Source organism: Bacillota bacterium, from assembly GCA_013178415.1.
Lineage (GTDB): Bacteria > Bacillota > SHA-98 > Ch115 > Ch115 > Ch115.
The window spans coordinates 79,567-103,414 of record JABLXA010000002.1; the positions used below are offsets into that span (position 1 = coordinate 79,567).

24 protein-coding genes are annotated in these 23,848 nt (G+C 52.6%); 1 reads left to right on the forward strand and 23 read right to left on the reverse strand.

Annotation, left to right across the window (positions count from 1 at the left end; genetic code table 11):
- The 5 genes from HPY52_01705 to HPY52_01725 form a co-directional block, all read right to left on the reverse strand.
- The gene (locus tag HPY52_01705; protein NPV78979.1) at nt 1–1,194 is read right to left on the reverse strand and encodes a D-alanyl-D-alanine carboxypeptidase; all 1,194 of its coding nucleotides are present in this window, start codon (nt 1,192–1,194) and stop codon (nt 1–3) included.
- A gap of 147 nt (nt 1,195–1,341) precedes the next feature.
- Nucleotides 1,342–2,565 (reverse strand): phosphopentomutase, encoded by a 1,224-nt coding sequence (locus HPY52_01710; protein ID NPV78980.1) that lies wholly within the window; start codon nt 2,563–2,565, stop codon nt 1,342–1,344.
- Between the two features lie 27 nt (nt 2,566–2,592).
- A complete protein-coding gene (gene xerD / locus HPY52_01715; GenBank protein NPV78981.1) occupies nt 2,593–3,507 on the reverse strand; it encodes a site-specific tyrosine recombinase XerD in 915 nt (304 codons plus the stop codon).
- 138 nt (nt 3,508–3,645) lie between these two features.
- Nucleotides 3,646–4,287: a stage II sporulation protein M gene (gene spoIIM, locus HPY52_01720; GenBank protein NPV78982.1), complete on the reverse strand. Its 642-nt coding sequence runs from the start codon at nt 4,285–4,287 to the stop codon at nt 3,646–3,648.
- 244 nt (nt 4,288–4,531) lie between these two features.
- A complete protein-coding gene (locus tag HPY52_01725; GenBank protein NPV78983.1) occupies nt 4,532–5,626 on the reverse strand; it encodes a DUF3866 family protein in 1,095 nt (364 codons plus the stop codon).
- A 116-nt stretch (nt 5,627–5,742) separates the two neighbouring features.
- Between HPY52_01725 and HPY52_01730 the strand changes: the two genes are divergently transcribed.
- On the forward strand, nt 5,743–6,372 hold the full coding sequence (locus tag HPY52_01730) for a spore gernimation protein (GenBank protein ID NPV78984.1): 630 nt from the start codon (nt 5,743–5,745) through the stop codon (nt 6,370–6,372).
- Here the strand turns inward: HPY52_01730 and HPY52_01735 are convergent.
- From HPY52_01735 to rseP, 18 genes are all read right to left on the reverse strand, one after another.
- Nucleotides 6,358–6,918 (reverse strand): 2-oxoacid:acceptor oxidoreductase family protein, encoded by a 561-nt coding sequence (locus HPY52_01735; protein ID NPV78985.1) that lies wholly within the window; start codon nt 6,916–6,918, stop codon nt 6,358–6,360. The genes HPY52_01730 and HPY52_01735 overlap by 15 nt on opposite strands.
- Nucleotides 6,911–7,666 carry a 2-oxoglutarate oxidoreductase gene (locus HPY52_01740; GenBank protein ID NPV78986.1) on the reverse strand — a complete coding sequence of 252 codons (756 nt, stop codon included), beginning with the start codon at nt 7,664–7,666 and terminating at the stop codon, nt 6,911–6,913. Before HPY52_01740 ends, HPY52_01735 begins: the two co-directional genes overlap by 8 nt.
- 3 nt (nt 7,667–7,669) lie before the next feature.
- On the reverse strand, nt 7,670–8,731 hold the full coding sequence (locus HPY52_01745) for a 3-methyl-2-oxobutanoate dehydrogenase subunit VorB (protein ID NPV78987.1): 1,062 nt from the start codon (nt 8,729–8,731) through the stop codon (nt 7,670–7,672).
- 88 nt (nt 8,732–8,819) lie between these two features.
- Nucleotides 8,820–9,026 carry a 4Fe-4S binding protein gene (locus HPY52_01750; GenBank protein ID NPV78988.1) on the reverse strand — a complete coding sequence of 69 codons (207 nt, stop codon included), beginning with the start codon at nt 9,024–9,026 and terminating at the stop codon, nt 8,820–8,822.
- A 184-nt stretch (nt 9,027–9,210) separates the two neighbouring features.
- Nucleotides 9,211–11,376, reverse strand: coding sequence for a polyribonucleotide nucleotidyltransferase (gene pnp, locus HPY52_01755; GenBank protein NPV78989.1), 2,166 nt, complete (start codon nt 11,374–11,376; stop codon nt 9,211–9,213).
- A 15-nt stretch (nt 11,377–11,391) separates the two neighbouring features.
- A complete protein-coding gene (rpsO, locus tag HPY52_01760) occupies nt 11,392–11,661 on the reverse strand; it encodes a 30S ribosomal protein S15 (protein NPV78990.1) in 270 nt (89 codons plus the stop codon).
- Nucleotides 11,662–11,727: 66 nt separating this feature from the next.
- A complete protein-coding gene (locus HPY52_01765; GenBank protein NPV78991.1) occupies nt 11,728–12,720 on the reverse strand; it encodes a bifunctional riboflavin kinase/FAD synthetase in 993 nt (330 codons plus the stop codon).
- 3 nt (nt 12,721–12,723) lie between these two features.
- Nucleotides 12,724–13,641, reverse strand: coding sequence for a tRNA pseudouridine(55) synthase TruB (gene truB / locus HPY52_01770; GenBank protein ID NPV78992.1), 918 nt, complete (start codon nt 13,639–13,641; stop codon nt 12,724–12,726).
- Between the two features lie 10 nt (nt 13,642–13,651).
- Nucleotides 13,652–14,641: a bifunctional oligoribonuclease/PAP phosphatase NrnA gene (locus HPY52_01775; GenBank protein ID NPV78993.1), complete on the reverse strand. Its 990-nt coding sequence runs from the start codon at nt 14,639–14,641 to the stop codon at nt 13,652–13,654.
- Nucleotides 14,642–14,649: 8 nt separating this feature from the next.
- The gene (gene rbfA / locus HPY52_01780) at nt 14,650–15,009 is read right to left on the reverse strand and encodes a 30S ribosome-binding factor RbfA (GenBank protein NPV78994.1); all 360 of its coding nucleotides are present in this window, start codon (nt 15,007–15,009) and stop codon (nt 14,650–14,652) included.
- A gap of 36 nt (nt 15,010–15,045) precedes the next feature.
- Nucleotides 15,046–15,327, reverse strand: a complete 282-nt coding sequence (locus HPY52_01785; protein ID NPV78995.1) for a DUF503 domain-containing protein — start codon at nt 15,325–15,327, stop codon at nt 15,046–15,048.
- Between the two features lie 45 nt (nt 15,328–15,372).
- Nucleotides 15,373–18,363, reverse strand: coding sequence for a translation initiation factor IF-2 (gene infB / locus HPY52_01790; GenBank protein NPV78996.1), 2,991 nt, complete (start codon nt 18,361–18,363; stop codon nt 15,373–15,375).
- A 67-nt stretch (nt 18,364–18,430) separates the two neighbouring features.
- Nucleotides 18,431–18,781, reverse strand: a complete 351-nt coding sequence (locus tag HPY52_01795) for a YlxR family protein (protein ID NPV78997.1) — start codon at nt 18,779–18,781, stop codon at nt 18,431–18,433.
- A gap of 42 nt (nt 18,782–18,823) precedes the next feature.
- Nucleotides 18,824–20,290 carry a transcription termination/antitermination protein NusA gene (gene nusA / locus HPY52_01800; GenBank protein NPV78998.1) on the reverse strand — a complete coding sequence of 489 codons (1,467 nt, stop codon included), beginning with the start codon at nt 20,288–20,290 and terminating at the stop codon, nt 18,824–18,826.
- The gene (locus HPY52_01805) at nt 20,280–20,762 is read right to left on the reverse strand and encodes a ribosome maturation factor RimP (GenBank protein ID NPV78999.1); all 483 of its coding nucleotides are present in this window, start codon (nt 20,760–20,762) and stop codon (nt 20,280–20,282) included. Before HPY52_01805 ends, nusA begins: the two co-directional genes overlap by 11 nt.
- Nucleotides 20,763–20,939: 177 nt before the next feature.
- Nucleotides 20,940–21,596, reverse strand: a complete 657-nt coding sequence (locus HPY52_01810; GenBank protein ID NPV79000.1) for a glycosyltransferase family 2 protein — start codon at nt 21,594–21,596, stop codon at nt 20,940–20,942.
- Nucleotides 21,593–22,708: a flavodoxin-dependent (E)-4-hydroxy-3-methylbut-2-enyl-diphosphate synthase gene (ispG, locus tag HPY52_01815; GenBank protein ID NPV79001.1), complete on the reverse strand. Its 1,116-nt coding sequence runs from the start codon at nt 22,706–22,708 to the stop codon at nt 21,593–21,595. The genes HPY52_01810 and ispG overlap by 4 nt, the downstream gene beginning before the upstream one ends.
- A gap of 78 nt (nt 22,709–22,786) precedes the next feature.
- Complete coding sequence (rseP, locus tag HPY52_01820) at nt 22,787–23,833, reverse strand: RIP metalloprotease RseP (protein NPV79002.1); 1,047 nt, start codon at nt 23,831–23,833, stop codon at nt 22,787–22,789.
- Between the last annotated feature and the right edge of the window lie 15 nt (nt 23,834–23,848).

Genomic DNA, 23,848 nt, shown 5'->3' on the forward strand with positions numbered 1-23,848 from the left:
CTACCCAAATATGGCTTTTATGAGATCTCTTATCATCCTGAAGAGTATCTGAAAGATACTGCCTCTTTCGACGTCATCCTTTGCTACCAGGTCGACGCTTGCTATTTCCTGTCCGTCGAGATAGGCCGCCATTTTGCCCAGTTTCTGTCCCTTTTTTACAGGTGCCACGACACGCTCATCAATGCTCGTCTCGATCTTGACATCGGCCTCACGTCCCCGCTTGACACAGGCGGACGCCTCTGACGCTGACACTACCGTGACTTTCTCCTGTTTCCCCCGAAGCACCTTGATCTCGGCCACCACCTGATCCTTTTGAATCATGGGCACCCCAGCATAGAACCTGAAACCATAGTCCAATAGCTTGGCGGTTTCAGAGAACCGTACCTTTGAGTCCGCGAGTCCCATGACCACCGCGATCAGACGGAGATTATCCCGTTTTGCCGTCGCTGAAAGGCAATAGCCAGCATCCTCCGTGTAGCCCGTCTTGAGACCGTCACATCCCTTATAATCCTTGATCAGCCTATTGGTGTTGACAAGAATGTTCTTGCCATCCCTTACATAATCAATCCAGATGGTGAACCATTCGTGAACCTTTGGATGCTTTATCAATTCCCTTGACATGACTGCGACATCATAGGCGCTGGTGAGGTGACCTTCTGCAGGGAGACCGGTGCAGTTGACGAAATGAGTATCCTGCATTCCCAATTCCTTGGCACGTTTATTCATCATATCTACGAACACTTCCTCCGCGCCCGCGATGTGCTCTGCCACGGCAACTGAAGCGTCATTCGCCGAGACCACCGCAATAGATTTCATAAGGTCATTCAGGGACATCTCCTCGCCAACTTCGAGCCAGATCTGAGATCCTCCCTGCATTGACGCACGGTCGCTTGCGATCACCTTATCATCGAGGTGGATCTTTCCTTGCTCCAAGGCTTCCATTGCCAAGAGCATGGTCATTATCTTGGTTATGCTTGCAGGAGGCCTCTTCCTGTGAGAATCCTTTTCAAAGAGGATTTGTCCTGATGTAGCTTCCATGAGAACTGCAGATGGAGCTGTAATGTTCGGGAGCGGTTCACTTTGAGAGACTGTTGGAGCTGCGGCAGGCACGGTCTCATTTCCGTCGGCCAGAAGGATGCCGGCAAAAGCAAATGAGAGACAAAGCAATCCAAGCCCCAGAACAGACGCCAGGATGAAGTTCCGAGCTATCTTAAACAATATCCTCTCCCCCCTTGGAACACATCCACCATCATGGCCTAACGGCCATACTTGTTTACTGGTAAAACATATTCCAAGGGGATGAGAGATATTACCCGCTCCGATCTTCCAGCTTCAATCTATCTAGCCCATATAGATATCATCGAAAAAGCTCTTTCCGGCCAAATCCCCCGCTGCTCCCGCTATTCCGAGAAGATCACATATGGTCTTGCCTGCATCTGCGAGACTCGACCTTGTCCCGAGGGAGATTCCCCTCTTTATACGTTTTCCTGTCACCATGATGGGAACATACTCCCTGGAATGGTCAGTGCTCTCAGTTGTGGGGTCGCATCCATGGTCAGCGGTCACCATCAGGACATCGCCCTCCCTCATAGCGTCGATGAGACCCGAGAGGCGTCTGTCCAGGTCCATGAGCGCTCTGGCGAAACCCCCGCTGTCATTTCTATGTCCATACAGGCTGTCAAAATCTACGCAATTTGTAAAAACGAGACCTTGATAAGGTCCGTCAGTCGCGATGCGCAGCGTCTCTTCCATGCTCTCGTCGCTGGATCCGGTGTGATAAGACTCGGTAAGGCCTCGATGGGCAAAAATATCCTCGATTTTCCCGACTCCGACCACAGGGAACCCACCCTGGGCAATGAAATCAAGCATGGTCTTTTGTGGTGGCGCGACAGAAAAATCCCTGCGCCTCTCAGTTCTCCTGAAACTCCCAGGCGATCCCGTAAATGGCCTTGCGATGACCCGTCCCACATTATGCTCGCCGGTGAGAATTTCCCTGGCGATGCGGCAAATCCTGTATAATTCTTCAACAGGGATGACATCCTCATGGGCGGCGATCTGGAAGACACTGTCGGCAGAAGTGTAGACTATGGGCTGCCCTGTGCGGATATGTTCTTCCCCCAGTTCCTTGATGATTTCTGTGCCAGATGCGGGCTTATTGCCGAGCACCCTGCGGCCTATTGCCTTTTCAAAGGTTGAGATGACTTCGCTTGGGAACCCATGAGGATATGTAGGGAATGGCCTATCCAGGATGATGCCGCTGATCTCCCAATGCCCTGTGGTTGTATCCTTACCTGGTGAGATTTCAGCCATCCTGCCGTAGCAGCCCGAAGGCGACGAAGCCGCCCTGACTCCCTGGATGCTGCTTCCACCCATCTCTGCGATGTTCCCGATCCCGAGGCTTTCCAACGTAGGGATGCGGACCCCACCTACACTTCTTGCCATATTTACCAAGGTATTACTTCCGGCATCACCGTACCTTTCCGCGTCAGGCAGCGCCCCGATCCCCACTCCATCCATTATTATCAAGAAAACCCGGTCTACGGGAGCCTTTGCTCCAGGATTCATTTTCGATTGCATGAGAATCTCTCCTGACTATGCTCTCGGATGAGCTCTATCATATATCTCCTTAAGTTTTCCACGAGTAAGATGAGTATATATCTGAGTCGTAGAAATATCTTGATGCCCCAACATCTCCTGGACGGAACGGAGATCCGCTCCACCCTCCAGAAGATGGGTCGCGAATGAATGCCTGAAGGTATGAGGAGTGACACGGCGCTCCACGCCTGCGCCCTTTACATACTGTTTCAGTATCTTCCAGAACCCCTGCCGGGTAAGACGTCCTCCGCGTCTATTGAGAAAAAGAGCCTCTGTACCACGTTTTTTGGCCAGAACCGGCCTGGCGACGCGGAGGTAGATCTCCAACCATTCGACAGCTGCTTGGCCAAGAGGTATGATCCTTTCCCTAGACCCCTTACCAATACACTTCACATACCCCATATCTGTATTCACATCGCCTAAATCAAGGGAGATGAGTTCCGAGACCCGCATGCCTGTGGCATAGAGGAGCTCGAGCATGGCCCTGTCTCGGATGGCCCAGGTCTGGTCCGGCCGGGGGGCGGATACGATTTCTTGCGCCTCTTCTACGGTGAGGACCTGAGGAAGGTATTTCTCCTTCTTAGGGGATTCGATGTGGAGCGTCGGGTCTATTTCTATGTTATATTCAGCAGTGTAAAATTTGAAAAAGGACTTGATAGCCGCAAGGGCCCTGATGATCGTGGAAGTCACCTTCCCCTGGCCTTTCAGGAAGGCGAGATAATCCAGGATGTCTTCTTGAGTTGCATCCTCGATAGCCGTCTTTGGCTCTCGTTTTGAGAGATAGTTTGCCAGTCCGTGGAGATCTCTTTCATAAGCCTGAATAGTGTTCGCTGCGAGCCCTCTTTCAACTGCCAGGAATGATAGAAATTCTGTGATATATCTATTTCCTTCGCATCCTCTAGACCCATCCATTCAAAGATGCCTTCCTTGTCCGATGTTTCCGAGACAAAAGAAGGCTTCTACATTACATCCATTTTTCCTGCGGAGTGCCATCACATAAAAATGCACCGATTGGTCGTCACAATGCAGGAGCCCTCGAGTATGACACCATCACACGAGGACCCCCAATATGGAACGAAGCAGGACAGGAGTGAGATATACTTCTATGGCGGCTGCGATGGCCACAACTAGGATCATCATGGCTGAAATCAGGATGGTTGAAATGAAGGCCTGGCGGAGCGATACATCAGTCTTAAAGAGTTTCACAGAAATCCAGGCCCAGGTGAATGTGAGCGATTCTGCCCCGATTATGATGATGGCCGGTACTTGCAGCACACTGTGCGGGAGCAAGGCGGAGCAGGCCATCAGTGCTCCTTTCAGGGCCATTTCATCCACCATCAACCCCACGGTGAATCCTATGCCAAATCCATGGATGAAAAGCATAACTGGTATAACCGGAGCGCCGATCACAGAGATGCCTGCCACGACCATGGTCATCGCTTTCTGAAGGGGGGATAGGAATGCCTCCCGGGCTCCGCGAATAGTGGCTATATGTGGCTTCTCAAGAAAATACCTGACAAAGGTGTAGAGATATCCTCGGAGTTCATACCTCTGGGCGGAGTCGATAATCCTCACGGCGATAGCTCCAAATATGACTCCCATGGTAAAGAGCACGCATGCTATCGTATATGGGCCGGGCCGCGACTTGACATGCCGATATATGAAATCCTTCAGTTCATCGCGAAATGGCATTCTCCTCACCCCTCTCCACATGCTTATTCAGTAGAGGGACGGGCTATGACAGGCATGTATTGGTGAGCGAAGACAAGTTGTGCGTATAGATCTGGAATCATCGGCATATTATTAATTGCGTGTGAAAGGAGGAAGGAAATTGGCTCAGATGGCTGTTACTCCCAAGGGATTGTTTGCCAGCGGCAAAGTCCGCGATGTATCAAAAAGCATAGAGGTCCTGATCGGATCCAGGCCTCTCAGATTATCAGATCTGCTGGAGTCTTTGGGAAAGGATCCTGACGGCGTGAAATCCGGCCGCGGCGCTCGCAAGAAAGAATTCCCGATCTTCTGAGACCTTCCTGCCCATGGTGCTGAGCTCGACGCCATTTTCCCTAAGAAACTCCAGGGCTGGAGCGCCATCTTCTTCGATCACTTGATGTTTGTCTAGAAGGCCCTCATTCTGCAAAGCGGCAAACACCATCTGGCGCTTGGGTCCGTCGAGGATTGGCAGGCATAAGATCACTCTCACAAGGATGATATCCTTAAGTATTGTAATCGTGTGATGGCTTACCCCCACATGTCGTTTTCTAGGATCTGCAAAGCTGATGCGAGGCGCCAGCAGCGGAATTCCGCCCATGGCATGGACAGCATTGGCCGTCTCGCCCTGTTCGACACCTGTAAATCCGTACTTTGTCCCAGTGCCGACGATTCCAGGGCCCATGGCTACCACAGTCACATCCGCCTTGGCAGCGCTCTTTGCGATGGCGAGACCGCTATGAACATTTACGGCCTCGTGTTCCCCGCCAAAGGCATGGCCTGCAGTGATGGTTGTATCGATGAGGCCCTTTGCGCGAAGCTCCCTCACAGTCCTGCTGTATGTTATAGGCAATGCCCCGCCATCGGTCATGAGATATGCGACTTTGGCCTTTCCCTTTGATCCGAGCTTTATAGCAGCGCAAGCTGGAGCTACCATGCTGTGTAGCTCGAGGATGACCACCGGCATCCCGCAAAGGCCATGAAAGTCCATGATATCCTGGCGATATGGACTTCCCTCTTCCTCATCGCAGAAACATTTCACTTGCAATGGGGTGTATCGCAGCTTCATGATATGGCCCCGAGGATCAGGATCCAGCAGGTCATTACCTTCGGCAAAGATAACGAAGTGGGCGCCACCTGTCCCGAGCCCCAGATGAACGGCGGTAGTATTGAGGATGATATCCTGACCCTTGTGTAATGGGCCGGTCAGGAAATCATAATTTATCGCCTTTTCCCGACGTCCTTCGACCAGGACAATGACAGTGGTGACCCCATCGCTTTGTTCCAGGATCTCCTCTACTTTGCCACGTCTTATGCGAATCATATACATCGCCTGAGATATTATAACACTTTTGCAGGACAGAATTTCCTTTTTGCAGGCATCAGGATAGAATATATTTTGGGCAATATATGTATCGGTGAATGAAAGAGGTGTTCTTTATGAGAGGCAGTAACACGCTCGTAACTTCGCTCGTAGTTGTTTTGATCATCGTGGGGCTGGTAGCCACAATAGCCTACATGGTATCAACGGATACCCGCCTCAGGAAGGATCTGAGCCTCCTGAAAACGGAGCGGGACAAGCTCGTGGAGAGAGTAGACGACCTCGAGACCAGGGTCAAATCTCTTGAGAGGCGGGTGCCCAGCCTCACATCGTCCAAGGTGACCCTGTATTTCGCCCGTTCCACGGAAAAAGATATCTTTTTGCAGCCGGTGCCAACCACTGTCCAGACCACGGAAAATCTCCCAAAGGCCGCGCTGGAAGCGCTCGCCAAGGGTCCACCACCTGGATCTGGACTTTCCCCCACCCTGCCTCCTGATACGCGAGTGCTGGGAGTGACTGTTAAGGATGGCACGGCATTTGCAGATTTTAGCTCTGACATTCGCGCCAAATTCCCTGGCGGAAGCCGAACTGAAGAAGTCCTGGTGTATTCGATAGTGAATACCCTCACGAGCCTCCCGGGTATCAGCAAGGTCCAGATCCTTATAGATGGCAGGAAGACCGAGACCATAGGAGGCCATATGGGAATAGCCGTGCCCTTGTCAAAAGATGAAAGCCTAGTGCGCAGGTAGGGGCTGGCCTCTTTCCGCCATTCCCCAACCTTGTTGCAATGCCTTTTTGTTAAGTGGTATCAAGTGATGGCGGCGGGAGGAAAGGACCTTGCCCAATGAGTCTTCAATGGACTGCATGCTCACAACACCGGTCTTGGCCAGGTATGCGCCCAGGAGCACCATGTTGGCCACCCTGATTTCGCCCAGATCATTGGCTATCTTGTTTGCGGGCAGGGCAATGATCTCTATGTCACTGCGCTCCGGGCCTTCATCGATGAGGGAACTATCATAGAGGATGAGCCCGCCTGGTTTGAGAGATGACTCAAACCGCAGGAGCGATGGCCTATTCAAAACTATCAAGCTGTCCGCTTCTGTCACAATAGGGGATGCGATTTCATCAGAAGATATTATCACGGAGCAATTAGCTGTGCCTCCCCGCATCTCAGGCCCATACGACGGGATCCATGACACCATCTTGCCCTCGAGCGTCCCGGCGAACGCGAGAAGTTGTCCCATCACCATGATTCCCTGGCCGCCAAAACCAGCTATTATGAGTTCCTCATGCATTCATGACACCCTCCCCGTGCGACACGAATTCTCCAAGAGGGTAGTATTGCTGCATTTTTTCATCCACCCACCTCAATGCCTCCACAGGTGTCATACCCCAGCATGTCGGGCATGATGACAGGAATTCCACCAAGCTGAATCCCTTGCCTTCTAACTGGGACTGGAACGCCCGTTTTACCGCGCGCTTGGCCTTCGCCACGTTGGCTGGGGAAGTCAAGGACACCCTGGCGATATAAGAGGGGCCATTTAATGTAGAAAGGAGCTCGCACATCCTGATCGGATACCCTGCGATCTTGGGATCCCGGCCCATTGGAGAAGTGGTAGTCTTTTGGCCAGGCAGGGTCGTAGGCGCCATCTGTCCCCCTGTCATGCCGTAGATGGCATTGTTGACGAAGATCACGGTGATATTCTCCCCTCGCGTCGCGGCGTGAATAATCTCTGCAGTGCCTATGGATGCAAGGTCTCCATCACCTTGGTAGCAGAAGACGACCCGGTCAGGCAATACTCGCTTGACACCGGTGGCCACCGCGGGGGCACGCCCGTGTGATGCCTCGATCATGTCGCAATTGAAGTAATTATAGGCAAAGACCGCACACCCCACCGGCGCGATTCCTATCGTGCGATCTAATATATCGAATTCGTCTATGGCTTCGGCCACGATCCTATGGATGATACCATGAGTACAGCCGGGGCAATAATGAGTCTCGGCCTCGGTGAGGGCCTTTGGGCGGCCAAATACTTTATGCATAGCTCACACCCCGCCTTCCGCGATTTTGCAGACTTGCTGGAATAGCTCCTCCGGGGTGGGGATCATCCCTCCGGAGCGGCCATAGAAATAAACCGGCTTCTTACCCTCCACAGCAAGTCGCGCATCCTCAACCATCTGCCCCATGCTCATCTCAGCCACAAGAAATGCCCGAACCCTATCGGCCAGGCTGTTCAATGGGCGCAGTGGGAAAGGATAAAGGGTTATGGGCCTGAAGAGTCCGGCAAGTATGCCCGCCTTCCTGGCCCTGTGGACTGCTGACTTTGCGATGCGAGCGGTTGTCCCATAGGCTACGATGACTATATTCGCGTCTTCTGTCATGTATTCCTCATGTCTTACAAGCTCCTTGCAAAGTCTTTCATATTTTTCTGCAAGTCGAATATTGAGCTGCTCCAACCTCTCTGGGTTCAATTCGAGAGAGGTGATTATATTCCGTTCCCTGCCTCTGGCGCCTGTTGTAGCCCATGGCTTGGGCATAGGCGCTGCATCTCCACCCTCCCTGAATTCTACAGGCTCCATCATCTGCCCCAGCACCCCATCCCCCAGCACCATGACAGGATTTCGATATTTATCGGCTATATCAAAGGCGTCCATCATGACATCCGCCAATTCCTGCACAGAATTGGGACCTAGGACAACCAGCCTGTAATCCCCGTGACCCCCGCCCTTGGTTGCCTGGAGATAATCGGATTGCGCCGGCTGAATTCCGCCAAGGCCAGGACCGCCCCTCACCATATTGACTATTACGCAAGGCAATTCACAGGCTGCGATATATGATATCCCTTCCTGCATCAGGCTTATCCCAGGGCTGGAGGAAGATGTCATCACTCTAGCCCCGGCGCAGGCAGCTCCGTAAACCATGTGACTCGCCGCCACTTCGCTCTCTGCCTGCACAAAGACTCCGCCCACCTCGGGCAGCCTTTTTGCCATGTACTCAGCCACTTCATTCTGAGGCGTGATAGGATACCCGAAGAAATATCGACAACCGGCTCGTATCGCAGCCTCAGCCAGGGCCTCATTGCCTTTCATGAGTAATCTTTCGCCCATCCGGGCGCGCCTCCCTCCATGTAAGTCCGCCAGTACAAAGGTATTCTGCGCCTATACCTGAAAATCTGGGAACTCCACCACTAGACTTTTATACCCTGTAAACCTCTATGGCCACGTCCGGGCACATTATGCCGCAGATCCCGCAGCTTGTGCACTTTTCCTCATTCGTCAAGGTAGCTGGATGATGACCTTTGGCATTGAAACGGTCAGACATGGTGAGGGCGCCTTTCGGGCAAAAATGAATGCAAAGACCGCATCCCTTGCACCTATCCTCATCAATTATGACCTTGGACATGACTTCGGCCCCCTCTTTCGCATAAAACATTAGCTTTCCATCACCCCTGCCAATTCGGACTGACCAGGAGTCCGCCTCTCCCTATAATACCGCTAAAATTCTGTAGGGTAAAGCAGCTCCTGTCAAAATAAAAAAGGGGGACGAATTCCCCTTTTCTTTGAGACCTGGCAGACGAAGCCGGAGATTATCGGCGAAAAGGCTTCCGCCTCGAATCATTATCCCTGTGACGTCTATCGGCCGCAGCCAGAACTGCCTCAGGTTCTGGTGGCAAAGCTTCTTTTCGAGAGAGGTTTATTCTGCCCTGTCTATCTATGTCAACGACCTTCACAAGGACGGGATCTCCGACTTTCACTACATCCTCGACCCGGCTCACCCGCTCCCTTGCCAGCTCAGAGATATGAACGAGCCCTTCCTTGCCAGGCAGGATCTCTACAAAGGCCCCGAAGTTCATGATCCTGGTCACAGTGCCAGTGTAGATCTTGCCGACCTCTACATCGGCTGTAAGAGACTGGATCATCTCCCTCGCTTTCATACCGGCTTCAACGTCCTGAGATGCTATGAAGATTCGTCCATCATCTTCAACATCGATCTTGACCCCGGTCTCATCGATGATCTTGCGTATGACCTTGCCGCCAGGGCCTATAACATCACGGATCTTATCTGGTGAGATCTCCATGGAAATCATGCGCGGAGCGTAGGGAGAAAGCTCCTTGCGCGGTTCAGGAATGACCTCCAGCATCTTGCTGAGAATGAACATCCTGCCTACCCTGGCCTGCTCCAGGGCCCTTTCCAGGATATCTTTCGATATGCCCTGTATCTTAATATCCATCTGAATGGCGGTTACTCCCTTTTCTGTCCCCGCCACTTTGAAATCCATATCTCCAAGGGCATCCTCGATTCCCTGTATATCGGAGAGTATGGCCACTTCATCGTTCTCTTTCACAAGTCCCATTGCAATGCCGGCTACGGGGCGCTTTATAGGCACTCCGGCATCCATCAGGGCAAGGGTGCTTCCGCATACACTCGCCTGGGAGGTTGAGCCATTAGACTCTAACACCTCGGAAACCAAACGAATTGTATAAGGGAAGTCGTTTTCGTCAGGGATGACAGGGAAGAGAGCCCGCTCCGCCAAGGCGCCATGGCCGATCTCGCGTCTGCCTGCGCCCCGGATTGGACGGACCTCGCCAACACTGAATGGAGGGAAATTATAATGGTGAATATACCGCTTGGATTCCTCCTCAGTGAGATCCTCTAGCATTTGCTCTTCTCCTATAGCCCCCAGGGTGAGCGCAGTAAGCACTTGTGTTTGGCCACGGGTGAAGAGACCAGAACCATGCACGCGCGGCAGGACTCCCACTTCGCAGGATATGGGTCGGATCTCATCCAACGCGCGGCCGTCAGGTCGAGCCTTGAAGTTGATGATGAGAGAACGTACTTCTTCCTTCACGATTTTCTCCAGAACAGCCTTGACATCCTTTTCGTAGAGCTCATACTGGTCCTGCAATTCTTCCCTCATGACATTTGCGACTTCTTCTTTTATGGACTCAATGAGCTCTTCCCGCGCGAGTTTGTCGGTCCCCTTAATGGCCTCCCTGAGCCTGTCCTGGGCAAGCTCCCGTACCTTTGCCTCGATGTCGGCATTGACCTCGTAGAGGACCACAGGCATCTTGGGAACCCCGGCCACCTGCTGGAGCCTCTCCTGAAGCTCGATGATCTCCTTGATTGATTCATGGCCAAACATTATAGCATCGATTATGACACTCTCCGGGACCTCATTTGCCCCTGCCTCAACCATGAGTATTGCGTCCTTGGTCCCGGCAACGACCAGCGAGAGATCGCTCCGCTCGATTTGCTCGACAGTGGGATTTATCACAAATTCCCCGTCAACTCTTCCTACCCTTACTCCTCCGATAGGTCCAGCAAAGGGGATATCGGATATGGTGAGAGCGCAAGACGCGCCAATCAATGCGGGGATGTCAGGGGGATTGTCATGCTCTACAGAGAGCACCGTAGCCACCACCTGAACATCATTTCGAAACCCCTGCGGGAACAGGGGCCTTATGGGGCGGTCGATCATCCTGGCCGACAAAGTGGCAGCTTCACTTGGCTTCCCTTCCCTTTTGATCCAGCCACCCGGGATCTTCCCCACAGCATACAATCGTTCCTCATAATCGACTATGAGCGGAAAGAAGTCTATACCCTCGCGAGGTTCCTTGGATGCGCAAGCTGTCACGAGAACGACTGTGTCTCCGTATCTCACCCATACAGATCCATTGGCCTGTTTCGCGACTTTGCCTGTCTCGAGTGAAAGTCTCCGTCCGCCCAGAATCATATCCAGGCAATGCTGCATATAGCTGCTTACCTCCTAGCGTCTCAGGCCCAGTCTGTCTATCAATGCCCGATATCTTTCAATATCCCGATCTCTGAGGTAATTGAGGAGCCTCCTCCTATGTCCGACCATCTTAAGAAGACCTCGTCTTGAATGATGGTCCTTGGTGTGAACCCTCAGATGCTCTGTGAGGTCATTGATCCGCTGGGTCAGTATTGCTATCTGAACCTCAGGTGAACCAGTGTCAGTCTCATGAAGCCTGAACTCTGTTATCAGTTTTTGCTTTTCCTCTGACGGCAAACTCATGCCGTCCTCACCTCCCTTAATTGTGAATCCCCACCTGCCAAGGTATTCGTGGGAGAGTCGAGCGCCCTAGCAAGGGGTTCCAATGCCACAGACATTGTACCATAGTTTCGAGCCAGTGTAAACGTATGTGGGCGATTTCAGGATCTCCATCGCAGTCTTTACATCCACCTGGATTTGCCTGGCGAGGTCCGCAGCGCTATTGAACCTTATTTCTTCTCTGATCCTTTCGATGAAGTATACGGTTATTCGTTCGCCATAAAGGTCCAGCTCAGCATCCATGACATATATCTCCACCAACTTATTCTTTCCATTGAAGGTCGGTCTGAAACCTACATTCGCGACACCAAGGAAGATTCTGCCATAGATCCGGAGCTTTACTGCATACACCCCATTCGCCAGCTGGATGATATCTCCGGGAAACTCGAAATTCGCGGTAGGAAATCCAAGGGACCTACCGATCCCGCGCCCCTTCTCTACTACTCCCGTCAGGCTAAAAGGGCGGCCAAGGAGAACCCCTGCATCCTTCACTTTACCCTCAAGCAGAAGCCTTCTGATCTCGGTGGAGGCTACGGCGACACCGTTGATGATAATCGGTGGCACGATATGTACCCTTATTCCCTGCCTTGCCCCCAATTCCCTTAGAGCGTCTGGATCCCCCTGGGCCCCAGCTCCAAATGTATAATTATACCCAACCACCACTTCGGCGGCATTCAATGTGCCGAGCAGAATCTCCGAAATGAAATCCTGGGGGGTCATGGAAGCAAGTTCCTGATCAAATGGCCAGAAAAGCAGGCAGTCTACACGATGCTTCTCTATGAGGGCTATCTTCTCCTCTTGGGTCACGATATTGGGGACTTCTAGACCTTTTAAGACTGACACTGGATGGCGATCGAATGTAAAAACCACGGAAGGGATCCCAGATCGCAATGCAACGGATGTCAATTTCTGCAGTACAGCGGCATGTCCCAGGTGAATACCATCGAACATCCCAAGCGCAACAGCTGTCTTGTTATCACCTATGAACTTCTTTGCTTCGCATGCTGAGAAGATGACATCCACGCTCTATACCTCCTGATTTGATCTCATGGCGGGCAAGAGGACCCTCTCTGGTTTGAGGATGTATTGCCCACCCGAATTACTCGCTATGGCTATAGCTACAACTGCCCCATCGTACATCAGTCTAAGCTTGGTTCCGTCTGGGAGGTTGCGGATATCCCCAGGAAGATAGGCACGTGAGATAGGCCCGCCAGCTGCTACAGTGGAGACCTCCTCCGGGGAAATGGCGACTGATGGCATATTCCTCAAAGCATAGGAAATGGGAACGACAACCGAATGAGTGCGCCTGGATGACACCGCGCGACTCAACTCTTCAAGGGTAACTGATTCCCCTATGGAAAAACCGGAGGATTCCGTGCGAAGAAGGAATAGAAGATAGGCACCACAGCCCAGCATCTCGCCAATGTCATGGCACAGTGCCCTTATGTACGTCCCCTGTGAACACCTGACATCTATGGTAACTGAATCACCAAATCCTATCTCCATCCCCGTGTGTCCCCAGTTGAAGACTTCGATGCGGAAGATCTCTACCTCTCTTGCTGGTCTCTCCACGACCACTCCTTGCCGAGCTAGTTCGTACAGCCGCTTGCCCCGATGATGCACTGCAGAGACCATGGGAGGCACCTGTTTTATCTTGCCTTCGAACCGCTCCAGGGCCTTCATCAAAACCTCTCGTGGAATTCGGAAACCCCGCTTCTCGGAAGTTACAGAACCCGACGCGTCCATTGTGTCCGTAGCTATACCGAACACAATCTCAGCCCTATAAGCTTTCTCTAGGTGTTCCAAATATGGCACGATCTTCGTGGCCCTACCTATCAATATGGGTAAGACCCCCGCCGCCTCGGGATCTAGGGTGCCCGCATGTCCGGCCTTTTTGATTCCCAGAACCCTGCGAATGAGGGACACCACATCATGGGAAGTCATTCCCGGGGGCTTAAGAATCGGTATTACTCCGTCCAGACGCGACAACCCTGCACACAAGGTCAAGCACCCGCCCTCTCACCTCGTCCATCGACCCCTCTACTATGCACCCCGCTGCCCTGGCATGTCCCCCTCCTCCGAAATGCCTGGCGATCGCCGCCACATCTATCGGGTCTCGGGATCTGAAGCCCACGTGGATCTTCCCATCCTTCCCCTCGCGGAAGAGCAGCGCGCACTCTACCCCCTTTATCATCCGGGGGTAATTAATAAAGCCCTCTGTCTCACTTTCGGCCACATCAAACTCCGCCAGATCTTTCCTCGTGACCTCGGCCCAGGCTACCCGTCTTTCGCAGGTGGTCTGCAGCTTGTCCAGTACCCTGCCCAGCAATTTGACGCTGTAATAAGACCGCGTCTCAAATATGAACATGGAGATGTGGGACGGGCTTGCGCCGAGGTCAACCAGGCGCGCCGCTATTGAAAGGCTGCGTCCTGTGGTATTGCAATACCTGAAAGAACCCGTATCTGAGATTATAGCAGTCAAGATACACGTTGCCAGATCCTGTGTGATATCCACACCAAGGTCTTGGACTATCTGATAGACCAGTTCTCCCGTAGCTGCAGCATCTGGCAATACATAATTATAGTGGCCGAAATGGTCGTTTGTGACATGATGGTCTATATTGATGACCGGAGAATTCCAGCCGGCCAAGAGATCCTGGATTTTCCCCAACCGCTCGCGATCACTAGAGTCGAGGGATACTACGACATCTGGCCGGCTATTTATATCCACAGGCTTCAAAATCTGATCAGCCCCGGGAAGAAATGTATATGAATCCGGGATATCATCGTCGCATGCCACACGCACCTTCTTGCCCAGCCCCATCAGGGCGAGCCTCATAGCCAGAAGTGAACCGATGGCGTCTCCATCAGGGAAAATATGGCATACTAGAAGGAAATCACCATACTGTCTTATCGCGTCGACCACATCTTTAGTTTGGGGCATTCCCGCCATTACTCCCCTTCCCCTTTTTCCTTCTTGATCTCAGAAAGGAGACTGAAGATCCGCGCGCCGCGCTCTATGGCATTGTCGAGCTTGAAGACGATCTCGGGCGCATGTCTCAGACGTATCCTCTTTGCGATCTCCGTCCTGATGAACCCCGTTGCGCTTTCAAGCGCATCGATGGACGCATCCTTTTCCTCGGGGCTTCCCATCGCGCTTACATAGATCTTGGCATGGCTCAAATCGTTCGATACCTCAACTTCGGTAACGCTCACGAATCCAAGCCTTGGATCCTTTATCTCCCTTTGGAGGATGTCGCTCACTTCATCCCTTATAAGCTCCGCTAGTCTATCAGCTCTGAGCCTGGCCATCATCGTCTGACCTCCTACCCATCATCGATCCCCGCCTCAGACGATCTCTATGGAATAGTCAAGAAGGACCGCCTCACCATCTTTATCCAGATCATTTATGACTGATGAGAGTATACTATTGGCATGCCTCGCGCTGGACGAGACGCATGTCACGCCGATAGTCGCCCTCTGCCATATGTCCTGAGAAGCTACCTCGGCGATGGCGATGTTATATTTTGACCTCATACGCTCAATCAGGCTCTTGAGCACCCTCCTCTTGGCCTTCAAAGAATCAGCTCCGCCAATATAAAACTCAGCAGTGAGGATGCCCACAACCATAACGGTCCCCTCCACCACAACCCGAGGATCCGTCTGAGCCTGGCATCAAAGCTCGCGACGTACCTCTTCGATCTTGTACGCCTCGATGGCGTCATTCTCTTTGATGTCGTTGAAGTTCTCAATGCCTATGCCACATTCAAATCCTGCAAGGACCTCCCTGACATCTTCTTTGAATCTCTTGAGGGAGGCGATCTTGCCATCATAGATGACCACATTGTCCCTGATCACCCTGACATTCGCGTCGCGGGTTATCTTGCCCTCTGAAACATATGCTCCAGCGACGGTCCCGACCTTGGGAACCTTGAAGGTGGCCCTTACCTCCGCCCTACCAACGAACACCTCCCGCTGTTCCGGCTCGAGCAGGCCTTCCATGGCCGCCTTGATATCATCTATGGCATCGTAAATGATGCTGTATGTCCTGAGATCTATACCCTCACGTTCCGCCACTTTTCGCGCATTGGCGTCGGGACGAACCTGGAATCCAATTACAATAGCGTTGGATGCGGCGGCCAGCATGACATCACTTTCGGTGATGCCGCCCACGCCGCTATGGATTATATTCACCCTCACTTCTTCTGTTCCAAGTTGTCCGAAGGCCTGTTTCAAGGCTTCCACGGATCCCTGAACATCAGCTTTGAGGACAAGATTGAGTTCCTTGACCTCTCCTTCTTTGATATGTTCGAAGAGATCTTCCAGGCTGACCCTATGAGGCGCCTGCATTTCCTCCGCGCGCCTCCGCTCCAGCCTGCGTTCAGCGAGTTCCTTCGCCATGTGATCGTCAGATACCACTGTCATTATACTTCCAGGCGTCGGGACATCCGAAAGCCCCAGAACTTCCACTGGCATCGAAGGACCGGCTTCTGTCACAGGCCTTCCCATATGGTCCAGCATAGCGCGGACCCGACCGTACACTTCGCCAGCGACTATGGCATCCCCGATCCGGAGTGTGCCTTTTTGGACCAGCACCGTCGCCACCGGGCCTCTTCCCTTATCGAGCTCAGATTCTACCACAGTGCCTCTTGCCGGCCGGTCTGGGTTGGCCTTGAGTTCCCGCATTTCAGCCACCAGGAGTATCATCTCCAGCAAGTCTTCGATACCTTGCTTCTTGAGGGCAGACACCTCCACCATCACGGTGTCTCCACCCCATGCTTCCGGCACCAGTCCGAGCTCGCTCAACTGCTGCTTTACGCGATCTGGTTCGGCATTTGCCTTATCTATCTTGTTTATCGCTACTATTATGGGAACGCCAGCTGCCCTGGCGTGGTTGATCGCCTCTACCGTCTGCGGCATGACTCCATCATCAGCGGCGACTACCAGTATAGCGATATCTGTAACCTGCGCTCCCCTGGCTCTCATCTCAGTAAACGCCTCATGGCCCGGGGTATCCAGGAAAGTTATCTTCTTATCGTTGAGCTCTACCTGATAAGCCCCGATATGCTGGGTTATACCTCCGGCCTCTTGGGCTGTAACATTGGTGCTCCGAATGACATCCAGAAGTGATGTCTTTCCATGGTCCACGTGTCCCATTATGGTAACAACGGGTGGGCGCATCTTCAAGCTCTCCGGAGGATCAGGAAGATCTTCTATGCCGAACTCACGAGCTTCCTTCTCGCTGAGACGTTCTGCCTCGAAGCCATATTCGTCTGCAACAATGGATGCCGCATCATAATCTATTTCCTGGTTGATGGTGACCAACACGCCCATGCCCATCAATGTTTTGATGAGGTCAGAGGCAGCAATACCAAGTTTTTCAGCAAGATCCTTTACCGCTATGGATTCCGGCAAAGCAATCTTCTTCTCTCGCTGTGGCTTTTCTCGCCGCTTTGCGGGCTGTGGTGAGATATTCTCCTTTACGGCTTTACTACGCAAGAGCCTTTCCTCGACGACTCGCGATACCCTGTCTCCGACGCGACCAAAGGATTTCTTGCCTTTACGCTGTTCCTTAGAGGCTGCTCCGCCCCTGGTCCTGGCCAGATCCGGCCTCAGCCGAGATATGGGTCTTGCAGTTTCACTCTTGACCGCAGGCGCGGAAATCTTCCCCTGCCTTTCACGCTCAATCGGCACCACTTTTGCCTGTTCTTGAGGCCTTACCTGGCTAGATGGCGCCGGCTTTCCTTGTGTTTCCTGTACCATGTCTTTCTCTTGCGTATCCTGCGCCTTGGCCTTTTCTTGTATCCCTTGACCAGGTCGGGCGTCAGGCTTCGGAGAGGGCTTGACGGCCGCAACCGTATCAGCCTTACCATGCTCATCAGAGGGCGCCACCACCTTGGTATCTTTCCCGGAGATGACTTCAGCGGGCGCTGCGCTCTTTGCCTCTACCCGGGCACTGGTCTCAGTCGGTATAGATCTCTTTGCCTCTATTCCTACGCTGGCCTCAGAAGATATTGTCTTCGTTGCTTCAGTTCGAGCCGCAACCCCGGGAGGCGCGGTGATCTTGCCAGCCTGCGCAGGGGGCGCTATTTGAGAAGCTGGCCTGCCAGGCTGTTCATGCTTCCACTGAACCTGAGTCCTTTGCTGAACCCCGCCCATCTCCGTATGAGACTGACGAATGGCAGTCTCCTGCACAGTTCTTAAGCCCTGCTGCGTATTAGTTGGCACCTCCTTGGAAAGACGATTGCTTGCTGCTCCCATTCCTGCTGGCCTGCCCGTCTCATGTGACTGATGCGAAGACATCCGGCTGACCGGCCGGCGGTCTACAGGCTTCGTCCGTCTTGGCCTCTGGGGGAGAATATCTGGCAGATTCCTTGCGAGCGGCCTGTCAGAAGCCAATGTCTTCATTATGGCACGCGCTCTATCATCTGCGGCATCGGGTCGGGCCTCGGCCTTTTCCTCGCCCTTTTGGGACTGAGGCTTCTGTCTGACTGGAGCCCTACCTTCCATTTCCGCAAACCTATTCTTGATGAATCTGACCACATTATCCTCTAGGGCACTCATATGATTCTTCCCACGGACGCCAGAATCCTCCAGGAGCTGAAGAATCTCCTTACTATTCTTATCTAGCTCTCTCGCCAACTCATATACCCTTGTCTTACCCATCTATAAAACCACCCCCACCACAGCTCAGATCTCAATTTGTCTCTCTCTGATAACACCTCACTATCCATCATTTTTTGCCTGATTGGCTTTCAAGAAGGGCTTTGCGCCGCTCTATCTCGCGTCTTTCAGCCTCGCGCCTCGCTAGCTCCATTTTCAATTGCGAGACGACTTCAGGCGATAGATCGTCGCCTAGCGCTTTCTGAAAGCGCTTACCTGACAAGGCAGAGTTGATGCACGCCTCATTAGGGCATAAATATGCGCCCCTGCCAGCCAGTTTGCCTGAAGGATCCACCTTGAACTCACCCCCGGATGTCCTGACTATCCGGATCAATTCTTTTTTAGGCTTGACCTCCTGGCATCCCAGACACGTCCGCATCGGAATCTTCCGCTTTTTGGGCTGCGCCTGTCCTTTCGGCATAGAGCATCCTCCACTCTGCAACTAATCTATATATTGGTAATATCAGAAGTAGTCATCCTCTTCCTCATCCTCGAGCAACTCTTCACGCTTGCGCTTCATCTTAGGCCTGCGTTTCACCTTTTTTCTCGAAGCTTCCGCTTCATCTTCCTCTTCGAGGATTTTTGCGTCATCCGCTATTCCTTTTTTCTTCTGTTTCTTCTTTACCTTTGACTTCCCCTCATCCTCAGAATATGGGGTAGTGCCTTCCTTAGCTCCCTCTTCACCGACCACCTTTTCTGGCGCGCTTTGTTCCTCTTCTGACGCATTTTGCTCCTCTTGCTTCCCGGCACTTTCCTCTTCTAGCGCGCTCTGCTCATCTGGCGCATTCTGCTCCCCATGCTCCCCGGCCATCTCTTCTGGCGTCGCTACATCTTCCCGTTCTTCAACAACAGGTTCCGTGGATTTGGTAGCTTCCAATTCTTCTACCTTCGGCAGTTCGAGGGCCTGCGATTCGCTCTTGATATCGATCTTCCAGCCTGTGAGCTTGGCGGCCAACCTGGCGTTTTGACCCGCCCGACCTATGGCCAGGGATAACTGATTATCGGGCACGATCACCATCGCAGCCTTGACTACTGCATTTATCCTCACGCCGAGGACCTTGGCAGGACTAAGCGCGTTTGCGATATATTCCTCCGGAGATTCGCGCCATTCTACTACATCTATCTTTTCGCCTTTGAGCTCAGTCACAATCTTCTGCACCCGTATGCCCCTGGGCCCTACACACGCCCCTACAGGGTCCACATTGGGATCAGTGGCACTTACCGCCACTTTTGAACGTATCCCAGCTTCCCGGGCTATCTGCCTGATGACAACGATTCCATCGTAAATCTCGGGCACCTCGAGCTCCAGGAGACGTTTCAAAAGTCCCGGATGGGTGCGGGAGACAACCACCTGGGGACCACGTGGCGTGTTCCGGACTTCCACTATATATACCTTCAGTCGCTCGCCTTGCTGGTACGATTCCTTCTGCATCTGTTCCGATAAAGGCATTACAGCCTCGACTCTGCCCAGATCAACTATCACATTCCTACCCTCATAGCGCTGCACGACGCCTGTGACTACATCGCCTTCGCGGTTGCTGTATTCCTCAAAGATGACCTCCCGCTCCGCCTCACGAATCTTTTGAAGAACGACCTGCTTCGCAGTTTGAGCAGCAATGCGTCCGAAATCCCTCGGAGTTACCTCAGTTTCAATGACATCACCGGTGGCATAGTTCGGATTCACCGTCAATGCCTCGGCGAGAGATATTTCTGAACGTGGGTCCTTGACGTCATCCACGACATTTTTCCTCGCAAAAACCTGCACTGTACCGGAATCAGGATCCACCTCGACCCTGACATTGTGGGCCGATCCGAAATTCCGCTTAAAAGCAGATACTAAGGCCGCCTCCAGAGCAGAAATCAGTATGTCTTTTTTGATACCTTTCTCTTTTTCCAGCTGCGCAAAGGCCTCTATGACGTCAAGGTTCATTGACTTCTCCCTCCACAACAAGACGTGCCTTGCTTATCCTATCTTTTGGAATATCCACAACCAAACCGTCTACATCCACCCTGACATTTCCGTCAGCAAGACCGAGAAGATGACCGATAAACTCCTTGCGACCGCCGATCTGCGAAAAAGTGTTGATGGCTACCATACGACCCTTATATTTGTCGAACTCTTCTTCTTTACGCAAGGGCTTCTCACCAGACGAGGAAACCTCGAGGATATAGCTTTGCGGGATCGGGTCCAGGCTATCCAGCTTCCTTCCGACTTCCTCGCTGATCTTTGTGCAGTCGTCAATAGAGACTCCACCCGGTTTATCCACATAGATCCTGAGGAGCCATTCGCCAGCCTCTTTTACATACAGAACGTCAACGAGCTCAAGCCCTTGATCCTCCACTATAGGAGCCGCAAGATCACTTACAATTCTCTCGATTTTCTCGATCCTTTCAGTCTTCATCGTCTTGCCCCCTCTATACCGCGAACGTCAGGGTCCACAGACCTCTTATACACAAGATTAAGGAGTGGGTTTCCCCACTCCAACATTCAAGACAAGGTCTGCGGAAGGACCTTCAGTAGGACTATACTCAAAGTATAGCACAATAAAAGCTCAAATTGCAAGTATCGCACGCCATTATTATTGTCGTGCCGCCATTTGTTTCAGAATCTCCCAATACATCCTCGCCCTTTGTAGGGCCCCCCTAAATACTCCTCTTTTTTCTTCCTTCATCTGATGCGTGACATTCTCCAACGAAACGTACACCAGCCTGGCTCCGCGTGCCCGTGCATAATCAGTCAGCGCTATTTCAGAGCCAAACCTGGCATTGGATATATCCAGATCCTTGATGAAGGCTCTTCTCATGGCCCGTTGTCCAGATAGCGAAGGTGAGATCTTCAGGGCGAGGTCCGTTGCAGCCCTCCCACCTTTGAATACCCCTACCGTCATGTCCGCGCGGCCCTCTATCACCGGCAGTATAAGAGAGCGAATGTGAGATTCAGTAAGGCCGATGAGGTCGGCATCTAGAAACACCACGATATCGCTGGAGGAAGCCCTAAGACCTTCCTGCATGGCCCCGCCCTTCCCAACGTTCCTGGCGAGCTCTATTACCTTCGCCCCGGCCCGCCTGGCATAGAGGGCTGTTTTATCAGTGGAACCATCGCTGACTACAGTTACATCATCTGTGACCTTCAGCGCTTCCATGACCACCTGTTGGATGGTGCTCTCTTCGTTATATGCAGGTATCACTATCTGGATGCTAGGCGAGTTTTTGAGGACCTCAAGTTCCCCTTTCATCTAGATTCCCCATTTCCATCAGTATTGGACACCATGTGGCCCCCGGCAAGTTTGGAGATCTCATTTAGAAGGACGGGAATGAATTCCTCTTGGGCCATCTGACGTACTGGCTTTCCTTTTACAAACAGCAGGCCCCTTCCTTTGCCAATGGCCAACCCCACATCGGCCTCCTGGGCCTCGCCGGGTCCATTGACCTCACATCCCATAATCGCCACCTTGAGAGGAACCTCGAGATGACCCGTCCTTTTATCCACCTCTTGAGCCACCTCGGAAAGAAATCTCAATCCGACACGACAGCGGCCGCATGTGGGACATGAAATGATCTCCACTCCACCCTTTCTCAGTTTCAGAGCTCTCAGGATCTCGCGGCCTACCCTCACCTCTTCGACAGGATCTCCGGTGAGGGAAACCCTGATAGTATCCCCTATGCCATCTGCGAGCAAAACGCCGAGGGCGACAGAGGATTTGATGGCGCCTGCCCATGGTGATCCTGCTTCAGTGAGGCCGAGGTGCAGCGGGTAATCCGCTATCTTGGCCATCTCCCTGTAGGCCTGGATAGTAGTCAAAGGATCAGATGCCTTCAGGGAGATCACAATATCCGAAAGACCCATATCTTCAAGCAACCTTGCGGAGATGACAGCGCTCTCCACCAGAGCGAAAGCAGAGCGCCCTCCATGCTTGGCTATCAGGTCTTTGGATACGGAACCAGAATTGACGCCAATTCTCACGGGAACCCGGTATTTCAAGCATGCAGATGCCAGCTCCTTGAGCCCCCTTTCAGGGGTATTCCCGGGATTTATCCTGATCTTGTCGACACCGGCGTCCAGTGCCATGAGCCCCAGCCTATAGTTGAAGTGAATATCCGCCACTAGAGGCATATCGGTTTTACTCCGGATCTTTGCCACGGCTCTCGCGGCTTCTTCATCCGGAATAGCCATGCGGATTATCTCGCACCCGGCTTTCTCCAGACGCTCGATCTCAGAGCAAGTCGCACCCACATCCCTTGTGTCTGTCTTGGTCATAGATTGGATGCTGATCGGGGCGTTCCCGCCTATGAGAATCCCCCGCACCTTCACCTGGCGTGACTTCCGCCTCGTTATATGCTCGTCCATGATGTATCTAACAGCGGTCGATAAGCGTATGTCGACAGCTTCTTCAGCCCCCCTCATCATCGAGTTCTGCATTGCGTATCACATCAGTCGCTGTGTAATCCTGGAAATATCACTCATTGTGGCAAACAGAAAAATGAGCCCGAGAGTCGCTATACCTATCAACCTGGCAAATGCCTCCTGGCTTTCAGTGAGCGGCTTACGCCTTATAGCTTCCACCAGAAGCATCAAGATCCACCCGCCGTCAAGGATGGGAATCGGCAGCAGGTTTAAGATCCCGAGATTTATATTGAGAAGCGCTGTGAGAAATAGCAGGTTGATGAACCCAAGCCTCGCCGTCTGACCAACCATTTGCGCAATGCCGAGCGGCCCCGCGACCTCAGGGCGCGCACGGCCGGAGACTATTTGATAGAGAGTTTGCACCAGGCCTACAGTGACCTTTCTGGTAAAATCCCAAGAGTACGCTATGGATTCTTTGAGAGGGGCGGCCTCCCAGGTTTCTTTCAGGGTCACGCCGATCAATCCGTTCCCGGTAGCCGGATCCTTCTCCGGAATGACCAGACAAGAAATCCTCTGGCCATCTCTCTCCACGGTTATCGCGATCTCCTTTCCGGCGCTTGTCATGACACGCTCGCGGACATCATTCACCGACCTCACCCGTGCCCCAGCGATTTCCACTATCCTGTCTCCGGCCAACATGCCGCCGCGCTCGGCAGGCGACCCGGGGTTGATAGATTGTACCTCTGTCGTCGGAAGTCCATTTACGGAAAATATCAACCCCAGTATAACTAGAGCCGCGACGAAATTCATGAAAGGCCCGGCAAATACCGTGGCAATCCGAGTGAGGATAGGCTTATTGCGAAAGCTCGCTGGATCGTCATCCCGGATATCTTCCGCAGGATCCTCAGGCCTGTCAAGGCCTGCGAACTTGACAAACGCGCCTAGAGGCAGTAGTCTCAGAGAATATACTGTGCTCCCCCGCTGGAATCGGAAAAAACGCGGCCCGAAGCCCAGAGAAAACTCCAAGACTTTGATCCCGCTGAGTTTTCCGACTATGAAATGCCCAAACTCATGCACGAAGGCAAATAGGCTGAACACGATGATGAACGATACTATGGTGAGTAGCACAAAACCCAACTCCCC